The following is an 8552-nucleotide window of genomic DNA, read 5'->3' on the forward strand; positions in this document are numbered from 1 at the left end:
ATGTCCGCCCAGGGGGAGAAGACGACGGCACCGACAGGCCCGGCCAGACGTGCCATAGCCGGCCGGCTGTCCTGGGGACTTGCCGACCAGGCGGCCTCCAGCTTGTCCAACTTCGTGGTGGGCGTCTACGTGGCCCGCTCGCTGGGGGTGACCGCGTTCGGCGTGTTCAGCCTGGCCTGGGTGACCTACGGCGTGGTGCTCAGCGTCTCCCGCGGCCTTGCCACCGATCCGCTCGTGGTGCGCTTCAGCGGCGTGTCGGACGTGTCCTGGCGCGGGGCGGTGGCCCGCTCGTCGGGTACCGCGCTCGGCGTCGGCGGGGTCATCGGCGCGGCGTGTCTGATGGTCGGCCTTGCTGTCGGCGGCCGTGTGGGGTCCGCGTTCGCCGGCCTCGGCGTCATGGTGCCGGGGCTGCTGCTGCAGGACGCCTGGCGGTTCGCGTTCTTCGCCGCCGGTACCGGGCGGAAGGCGTTCGTCAACGACCTGGTGTGGGGCGTCGCGCTCGTCCCGGCCATGGTGCTGGCGGCCCGCGTGGGCAGCGTGGCCGCTTTCGTGCTCGCCTGGGGCGGATCCGCCGCGGTAGCCGCGGGGTACGGCTGCTTCCAGTCCGGCATCCGGCCCCGGATGACCGGAGCGCGCGAGTGGCTTCGCGAGCACCGTGACCTGGGCTACCGGTACCTGGTCGAGAACGTCGGCGTCAGCGGCGCAAGCCAGCTGCGGGCGTACGGGCTCGGCGCGATCGTCGGGGTCAGCGCGGTGGGTGTGGTCCGGGGCGCCGAGCTCCTGCTCGGCCCGTTCATGGCTGTGCTGATGGGGCTTTCCCTGGTCACGGTCGCGGAGGCCGCACAGGTGCTGCGGCGGGCCCCGCACCGCCTTGGCGCGTTCTGCCTCGTGCTGGGCGGCGGGCAAGCCGTCGCCGCACTGCTGTGGGGCGGGGCCCTGCTGCTGATGCCGGACCGGTTCGGCGAGCTCGTGCTCGGCGACGTGTGGCACTTCGCCTCGAAGCTCATCGTGCCGGTCACGCTCGGCGTCGCGGGCGCCGGCCTCGGCACTGGCGCGGCGGCCGGGCTGCGCGCGCTCGCCGCGGCGCGGCGCAGCCTGCGCTGCCAGCTTTCCGCCTCCACCTGCTATGTCATCGGCGGGCTCGGCGGTGCGGCCGTCGGCGGCACGGTCGGCTCGGCCTGGGGCGTCGCCGCCGCGACCGTCGGCGGCTCGGCCGTGTGGTGGCTGCAACTGCGGTCCGCCCTGCGCGAACGCCACCACATCCCCATCCGCGAAGTGAGGACGCCATGACCGCCCATCCCCGGTTGAGCATCGGCCTGCCCGTGTACAACGGCGAGGAGTACCTCGCCGAATCGCTCGACGCCCTGCTCGGCCAGACCTACGAGGACTTCGAGCTGGTCATCTCCGACAACGCCTCGACCGACGGGACGCGAGACATCTGCCGCGATTACGCCGCGCGGGACTCGCGCATCCGGTACATCCGGCTGCCCCGGAACATCGGTGCCGCGCCGAACCACAACCACGTGTTCACCGAGTGCCGCGGCGAACTGTTCAAGTGGGCCTCGCACGACGACCTGTACGCCCGGGACCTGCTCAAGCGCTGCGTCCAGGCGCTGGACGAGCGGCCGGACGTCGTGCTCGCGCACTCCGGCCAGGCGGTCATCGACGGCGGCGGCCAGGTGAAGGTCCCGTACGAGTACGGGCTCGCCACCGACTCGCCGCACGCGCCGGAGCGCTTCCGCAGCATGCTGTTCGAGCCCGGCGGTGACGACTTCTACGGGGTGATGCGGGCCGACGTGCTGCGCCGGGTGAAGCCGCACGACAGCTACCACCACGCCGACCGCACGTTCGTCGCCGAGATCGCCCTGCACGGGCCCTTCCACCAGGTGCCGGAGCTGCTGTACTTCCGCCGCGACCACCCCACCCGCGCCGAGCGGGCGAACCCTTCCAAGCGCTCCCGGTGCGTCAACCTGGACCCGCGCCGGGCAGGCCCACTGCACCCGACACCCCGGCTGCTCGCCGAGTACGTCTGGGGCTTCGTCGCGGCGATCGGGCGGGCTCCGCTGTCCCCGGCCGACCGGCGCGCGTGCTACCGCCACCTGGCCGCATGGATGACCAGCCGGGTCCGGCCGGGCGCGGGCGAGCGGGTCGAGGACCGCGCCCCGGTCGACCCGGCCGAGCTCACGGTCTGCGTCAACGCCCTCGTCGCCGGCCGTGAGGGGAGGCAGGCATGAAGCCTGCGAACGAACCCACGGTGCGCGTCGGGGTGTTCGGCCTGCTCGGCTCCGGAAACCTCGGCAACGACGGGTCGCTCGAGGCCGTGCTCGGGTACCTGCGCGCCGAGCACCCGGAGGCGATCGTGGACGCGCTGTGCGGCGGACCCGAGGTCGTCTCGACCCGGTACCAGATCCCCGCGACGCGGCTGCACTGGTATCGCGGGGAGTACCGGACCGCGTCGCGTGTGGCCGCGATCGCGGCCAAGGGTCTGGGCAAACTCGTCGACGCCTTCCGCACCGCCGCCTGGGTGCGACGGCACGACGTGGTGATCGTGCCGGGCATGGGCGTCCTGGAGGCCACGCTGCCGCTGCGGCCGTGGGGCTTCCCGTACTCCCTGTTCCTGCTCTGCGCGTCCGGTCGGCTCTTTCGCGCCCGGGTCGCGCTGGTCAGCGTCGGCGCCGCCGCGATCGGCAACCGGCCGACCCGGGCCCTGGTGCGCTGGTCGGCTCGGCTGGCCGTGTACCGGTCGTACCGGGACACCCCGTCCCGCGAGGCGATGCGGAGGATGGGCGTGGACACCGCACGCGACGAGGTCTACCCGGACCTCGCGTTCTGCCTGCCGACGCCGCCGGCGAGCGCGCCCTCGGGTCCGCCGGGCACAGTCTGCGTCGGCGTCATGGCCTTCCACGGGAGCAACGACGACCGCGCCCGCGCCGAGGAGATCCACCGGCGCTACCTCGACGGGACGATTCGGTTCGTCCACGCACTGGTCGAGGACGGCAGGCCGGTCCGGCTGCTCACCGGAGACCGGGTCGACGCGCCGGTGGCCGCCGCGGTCCTCGACGCGGTGGACTCACCGCTGGTCTCGGCTGCCGACGTGGCGTCGCTGGCCGACCTGATGAAGGAGACGGCGGCTGCCGACACCGTGGTGGCGATCCGCTACCACAACCTGGTCTGCGCGTTGAAGGTCGGCACGCCGACGCTCGCACTCTGCTATGCGGCGAAGAGCGACGCGCTCATGGCGCGGATGGGCCTCGGCGAGTACTGCCACCCGGCTCGCGAGGTCGACGCCGACCGGTTGCTGGAGCAGTTCCGGGCGCTGGAGCAGCAATCGGCACAGCTGCGGCAGACCCTCACCGAGCGGAACCTGGCCGCCGTCCGGCACCTCGAGCGCCAGTTCACCGCCTTGACCACGGCCCTGTTCCCGGCGGCCGACCACGCCCGAACCCACGCCCGGCAGGAGGCCCCGTGAAAGCGACCGAAGTCCCGGAGATCGCCGGAGCGTACCTCTTCGAGCCGACGCCGCACGCCGACGAGCGCGGCTTCTTCTGCCGCACCTTCGACGCCGACGCGGTCCGCTCGGTGGGCCTCGACCCGCACGCCTTCGTCCAAGACAGCGTGTCCCGCTCGGCCCGAGGCGTGCTGCGCGGCCTGCACCTGCGCTCCGGCGCTGGCGAGGCCAAGCTGGTGCGCTGCTCGTACGGGAAGATCTTCGACGTCGTCGTGGACCTGCGGACGGACTCGCCGACATACCTGGGCCGGGCCTTCTTCGAGCTGTCCGACGACACGCAGATGACCTTGTACATCCCGGCGGGATGCGCCCACGGCTTCCAGGCGCTGACCAAAACCGCCGACGTCTCGTACCGGATCGACCGCCCGCACGATCCGGCCGAGGACGTGACGATCGCCTTCGACGACCCGGAGCTCGCCATTGCCTGGCCGCTGCCGGTCATATCGATGTCCCCACGGGACCGGGAGGCGCCGAGCCTCGCCGAGGTCCTGCGGCAACAGGAGAGTTGAGGTCGGAGTGGACACCGAAGACGCAGGCGGGTTCCTCCTGCCCCGGTCGCGGATGGCGAACGAGCGGCTGCACGCCCTGGTCCCCGGCGGCGCGCACACCTACGCCAAGGGCGACGACCAGTACCCCGAGAACCTGGCCCCGGTCATCAGTCACGGCCGCGGTGCCCACGTGTGGGACATCGACGGCAACCGCTACATCGAGTACGGCTCCGGCCTGCGGTCCGTCAGCCTCGGCCACGCCCACCCGCGCGTGATCGAGGCGGTGCGGCGGGAACTCGACCGCGGCAGCAACTTCGTCCGGCCGTCCATCGTGGAGGTCGAAGCCGCGGAACGCTTCCTGGCCACGGTGCCGACCGCCGAGATGGTGAAGTTCGCGAAGAACGGCTCCGACGCCACCACCGCCGCGGTACGCCTCGCACGCGCCGCCACCGGGCGCCCGCGGGTGGCCATCTGCGCCGACCATCCGTTCTTCTCCGTCGACGACTGGTTCATCGGCACCACGCCGATGTCCGCCGGTGTTCCGGCGGCGACCAACGAGCTCACCGTGGCGTTCCCCTACGGGGACCTGGCCGCCACGGAGGAACTGCTCACCCGGTACCAGGACGAGGTCGCCTGCCTGATCCTCGAACCCGCCACCCACACCGAGCCTTCCCCAAGCTCTCCACTTAGTTCGAGCGGGGGAGACCCCACTCCCGGGTACCTCGCCGGGCTGCGCGAGCTGGCCGACCGGCACGGCTGCGTACTGATCTTCGATGAGATGATCACCGGCTTCCGCTGGTCCGAGGCGGGCGCCCAGGGCCTGTACGGCGTCGTGCCCGACCTCTCCACGTTCGGCAAGGCGCTGGGCAACGGGTTCGCCGTCTCCGCGCTGGCCGGGCGCCGCGATCTGATGGAGCGGGGCGGGCTGCGTCACCGCGGCGACCGGGTGTTCCTGCTGTCCACCACGCACGGTGCGGAAACGCACTCCCTGGCAGCCGCGATGGCCGTGCTCACCACCTACGTCGAAGAGGGCGTCACCGCGCGGCTGCACGCCCTCGGCGAGCGGTTGGCCGCGGGGGTTCGCGACGCCGCGGCAGCCATGGGCGTCGGAGACCACGTCGTCGTCCGGGGACGGGCCAGCAACCTGGTCTTCGCCACCCTCGACGAGAACCGGCAGCCGTCACAGCGGTACCGCACCCTGTTCCTGCGCTGGCTTCTCGCGGGCGGTGTGCTGGCCCCGTCGTTCGTGGTGAGCAGCGCGCTCGACGACGCCGACATCGATCGCACCGTCGACGTGGTGGCCCAGGCATGTGCGGTGTACCGGAAAGCACTGGACGCCGCTGACCCCACCCCGTACCTGGCCGGACGACCGGTGAAGCCCGTATTCCGCCGCTTGGCGTGACGTGACGTCAGCGACGCTCCCGCCGACCGGCCTCGGCCATCCGATCGACCAGCCGGTCAGCCATCCGGTCGACCAGCCACGCGGTCGCCGGTACCACCGCCAGCGCGGTGCACCAGCCGCCGAGGACGTCGGTCGGGTAGTGCGCGCCCAGGGCCACCTGCGCCCAGCCCATGGCGGCCCCGGCACCCAGCGCCGCGGCGAGCACGAGTGACGTGCCGACCGTCCTGCCGAGGCCGAACCGGCCGGTCGCGAGCAGCGCCAGCACAAGGGCCAGCGCGGTGAGGAAGGCGGTGTGCCCGCTCGGATAGGACAGGTTGCCGCCGCCGTGGATGGTGCGTCCCACCAGATGCTTGAGCAGCGACGCCGTCCCCACGGCCATGGCGGCGCCCGCAACGACGAGCACCGCTGCGCGAGGACGCCGAAGCAGCAGGCAGCCCATCACTGTGGCCACGACCAGCATCACCGCTCCGGCGGGTTGCCCCAAGAAGTCCAGGACCACAGCGAAGCGCCGCCACGGCGGCCGCACACTGTCCGCCGTCGGCTGGATGATCCACCTGTCCACCCTGCTGGGCTCGCTCTGACCGGCGTACCGGACACCGAGCACGACGACCACCAGCGTGGCGAGGGCCGCGATCAGCCCGAGCCGCGCGCGCAGCGATAGCGGCAGCAGCGCGGGCGCCGACTGGCCGGTCACACGCCCACCGCGTCCGGTGGAACTGCGGTGCTTCGCCGGGATCGGTAGATGGTGTTCCGGATCTTGGCTTCTTGAGACAGGGGGAGGATGCGGTCCTGCATCCGACCGGTGGGCAGCCCAGAATCAGCGGCCTTCTGTTTCCCCTGCGCCAGGCCGACTTGAAGACGGCCCGGCCTGCTTTCGGTGACCTTCTTGTCTGCCATGCGCACAACTGCTGTGTGTCCCGGTTCCCGTGGGATCACGAGTGGTTCAACGACCGGCGGATCGACCCGCTGCTGCCCGCGCCGCACACCATGCCTCACCAGCCGACTCCCACCCTGCCACGAGTGCCTGCCGATCCGAACACCCCACTCATGACCGCGACGGGGCAAAGCCCGCACACCATCGCAGACCATCCGGCAGATGCGATACACCTCCCCCTCCAATCGGGGCCGTTGACGCCATGTCACCCGACGCTGCCGCGATGCCACGCCCTGAAAACTGGCCGCTGCCGCCCGCCGACATGACAAGCCGGAATCATCAGATGTACGGGCTGCGCGGCCGGACCGAGCGAGATCGCAAACACCTCAAGCGCGAACCCGGCCGGACCCAGGCCCGCTTGGGCCAAGCGATCCAACGCCACTCGATGCTGGACGACGAGACCGTCGGCGTCTGCGGGCGCCAACTCCCCACCAAAGAGCCCCCCGTCGTGTCCGACTCGGCCCGCGCGGGAGCCGTCAGCCTGTGCAGCGCCGAACTCGCCGACCTGTCCATCACCTGGCCAAGAGGATCACAATCAGCCTCTACTTGCCACCCTGCCCAACACTGCGGTCGCGGCAAACCGCCGTCGGAAAGTCCAAACGTCGCCTCCTGGCTGCTGGAGCCGTTCCTGCTCCTACTGGTGGTGTTGGTATTGCCTGGCGGTGTTGCCATTGCGGGGTCGGGTCAAGCGGTAGCCACTGGTCTGCCGACACTGGCGCAACGGCGCCGTCACCGTATCCGATGGGATGCCCGGGCGCACCGTGCAGCACCGGCTGCCATCTGCGCTCGAAAGTCGCGCAGGGCGAATGGCCAATAGGCGCCCATGCTCCAGCACGGGCCACGCGTCGGCCCCGCCGAGACAGACTCGAAGCCTGTGAGCTGATGCTGCCGGGTCGCCCCCTACGCAGCCTGCTTCACTCGCGCGTGGTCGCCAACTGAAGCGCTGAGAGGGTCCGGCAGTAGGCGTTACCTGAGGCGCCGGTTGGTGGGCCGGTTGTCCCAGCGGTAGCGCGGGGCCGCGCGGCGGATGGGCATGCGCAGCGTGACCGTCGCGGCGGACAGGTAGAGGTAGAAGTCCACGATGCGGCCGCGTCTTTCGGTGCGCGCCGCAGCATGCCGGAGCCGTTCATCCACGCGTGCCCGCGTTCGACCCCTCAGCGCTTGCTGGCCTGGATGGGGCGGGCAGGCCCTTGCGGGCGATCTCGCCGGTGAAGCCGAACTCTGCCAGGGGGTACGGGACTTGTCGCTGTCGTGGCCGCGGTCCAGGTTCACGTTGACCTGCTCGACACCCTTGCCGGGAGGAAGTCTACCTATATAGAGTTTTGCTCATGCCAACTCGACGTGACTCCGCGCAGACAAGACTGGTTTTCCGGGCGCTGCGGGCCGGGGGGCAGACCTGGCGGTACGGCTACGACATCGCCAGCGAGACCGGTCTGGCGCCCGGAACCCTGTACCCGATCCTCGCCCGGTTGACGGACCGGGGGCTGCTGGAGAGCCAGTGGGAGCAGGACCCGCCCACCGGCCGACCGCGCCGACACCTGTACCGGCTCAGCACCGAGGGAGCGGTCCACGCGGCGAACCTGGCCGCCGAGCCGGTGACGCCCCCCAAGACGGTCGGCTACCGCACTCGACTCGCGGACGGCCAGTCATGACCGGGGACCGGGTGGGGCGCGCCGCTGAGGCGGGCCTGCGGTTCCTACCGACCAGGCGGCAGGAGTTGGGGCGGGCCATGCTCGCCGAGGCCGCCGTGGCGGAGGCCGGGCCGATGCGCAGGAAGTGGCTGCGCGCCGCATGCTGGTTCATCGTCAAGGGCGCCGCGCCGGTGTGGCTGCGCTGGACCGCCATCACCGTCAGCGCGCTGTTCATCTGCTGGATCGGCTACAACGGCATCGACTCCGGCTTCCAGGGCACGCCGCCCGAGGTCGCATGAGATCCGGCATCGGTGCCCTGGCCACCGACTACACCACCCTGGCCGAGGACCTGGCCAGCCATGGCTACGTCGTGGTGGGGATGGACGCGCCGTACAGCACCACCGTGGTCGTGCTCTCAGACGGCCAGGTGGTGACCAAGACGGCCGCGGGCAACCCGGGCGAGGCCCGCCTGTCGACTACCGAGCAGGACCTCCGCAGCGACAGACTGATCGCCTTGTGGTCCGCCGCCACCCGGTTCGTCCTCGACCAGATGACCCGGCTCGACAACGCCGAACCGACCGGCCCGTTC

General features: G+C 71.4%; 9 protein-coding genes and 2 pseudogenes. 8 read left to right on the top strand and 3 right to left on the bottom strand.

What is annotated here, in order from left to right:
- Genes NON19_RS12425 through NON19_RS12445 form a run of 5 tightly spaced genes read left to right on the top strand, consistent with a single transcriptional unit; the run spans position 1 to position 5398 of the window.
- Complete coding sequence (locus NON19_RS12425) at positions 1-1290, top strand: MATE family efflux transporter (protein WP_372514113.1); 1290 nt, start codon at positions 1-3, stop codon at positions 1288-1290.
- Positions 1287-2234, top strand: a complete 948-nt coding sequence (locus tag NON19_RS12430; protein WP_255927328.1) for a glycosyltransferase family 2 protein — start codon at positions 1287-1289, stop codon at positions 2232-2234. Before NON19_RS12425 ends, NON19_RS12430 begins: the two co-directional genes overlap by 4 nt.
- Complete coding sequence (locus NON19_RS12435; protein WP_255927330.1) at positions 2231-3469, top strand: polysaccharide pyruvyl transferase family protein; 1239 nt, start codon at positions 2231-2233, stop codon at positions 3467-3469. Before NON19_RS12430 ends, NON19_RS12435 begins: the two co-directional genes overlap by 4 nt.
- Positions 3466-4017, top strand: coding sequence for a dTDP-4-dehydrorhamnose 3,5-epimerase (gene rfbC / locus NON19_RS12440; RefSeq protein WP_255927332.1), 552 nt, complete (start codon positions 3466-3468; stop codon positions 4015-4017). The genes NON19_RS12435 and rfbC overlap by 4 nt, the downstream gene beginning before the upstream one ends.
- A gap of 7 nt (positions 4018-4024) precedes the next feature.
- The gene (locus NON19_RS12445) at positions 4025-5398 is read left to right on the top strand and encodes a glutamate-1-semialdehyde 2,1-aminomutase (protein ID WP_255927334.1); all 1374 of its coding nucleotides are present in this window, start codon (positions 4025-4027) and stop codon (positions 5396-5398) included.
- Between the two features lie 7 nt (positions 5399-5405).
- Here the strand turns inward: NON19_RS12445 and NON19_RS12450 are convergent, their stop codons facing one another.
- The 3 genes and pseudogenes from NON19_RS12450 to NON19_RS12460 form a co-directional block, all read right to left on the bottom strand.
- On the bottom strand, positions 5406-6092 hold the full coding sequence (locus NON19_RS12450; RefSeq protein ID WP_255927336.1) for a phosphatase PAP2 family protein: 687 nt from the start codon (positions 6090-6092) through the stop codon (positions 5406-5408).
- Positions 6089-6295 (bottom strand): hypothetical protein, encoded by a 207-nt coding sequence (locus tag NON19_RS12455; RefSeq protein WP_255927338.1) that lies wholly within the window; start codon positions 6293-6295, stop codon positions 6089-6091. The genes NON19_RS12450 and NON19_RS12455 overlap by 4 nt, the downstream gene beginning before the upstream one ends.
- 1003 nt (positions 6296-7298) lie before the next feature.
- Positions 7299-7655 (bottom strand): annotated as a pseudogene (locus NON19_RS12460) (IS5/IS1182 family transposase); the annotation flags it as partial.
- Between the two features lie 5 nt (positions 7656-7660).
- On the opposite strand from NON19_RS12460, the gene NON19_RS12465 reads away from it, so the two are divergent.
- From NON19_RS12465 to NON19_RS12475, 3 genes and pseudogenes are all read left to right on the top strand, one after another.
- On the top strand, positions 7661-7984 hold the full coding sequence (locus NON19_RS12465; RefSeq protein WP_255927340.1) for a PadR family transcriptional regulator: 324 nt from the start codon (positions 7661-7663) through the stop codon (positions 7982-7984).
- Positions 7981-8262 carry a hypothetical protein gene (locus tag NON19_RS12470; RefSeq protein WP_255927342.1) on the top strand — a complete coding sequence of 94 codons (282 nt, stop codon included), beginning with the start codon at positions 7981-7983 and terminating at the stop codon, positions 8260-8262. The genes NON19_RS12465 and NON19_RS12470 overlap by 4 nt, the downstream gene beginning before the upstream one ends.
- A pseudogene (locus NON19_RS12475) lies at positions 8259-8552 on the top strand (hypothetical protein); the annotation flags it as partial. The gene NON19_RS12470 and the pseudogene NON19_RS12475, both read left to right, overlap by 4 nt.

The organism is Streptantibioticus rubrisoli, from assembly GCF_024436055.1.
In the GTDB taxonomy this organism is placed as follows: domain Bacteria; phylum Actinomycetota; class Actinomycetes; order Streptomycetales; family Streptomycetaceae; genus Streptantibioticus_A; species Streptantibioticus_A rubrisoli.